The sequence below is a fragment of the Priestia sp. SIMBA_032 genome, from assembly GCF_046535215.1.
Taxonomy (GTDB): domain Bacteria; phylum Bacillota; class Bacilli; order Bacillales; family Bacillaceae_H; genus Priestia; species Priestia aryabhattai.
Genome location: NZ_JAWRXD010001694.1, coordinates 1 through 230, shown reverse-complemented (window position 1 = coordinate 230; position 230 = coordinate 1). Strand labels below are relative to the sequence as shown.

The 230-nt window shown below is 60.0% G+C and carries 1 protein-coding gene; it reads left to right on the top strand.

The annotated features are described in order from the left end of the window. Window positions 1-230: vitamin B12 dependent-methionine synthase activation domain-containing protein (locus tag SB717_RS40015; RefSeq protein WP_410908937.1), on the top strand; the 230-nt coding region annotated here is incomplete at both ends.

Genomic DNA, 230 nt, shown 5'->3' with positions numbered 1-230 from the left:
ATGCGGCCGATGAGAACCTCTCGATAGAGGACATCATTGCCGAGAAATACCAGGGCATCCGCCCGGCGGCCGGTTATCCGGCTCAGCCAGATCACACCGAGAAGGACACTTTGTTCAAGCTGCTCGACGCGGAGCGTCTGACCGGCATCCAGCTGACGGAAAGCCGGGCGATGATGCCGGGGTCTTCCGTCTCCGGTCTCTATTTCGGCCATGCGGACAGCCACTATTTC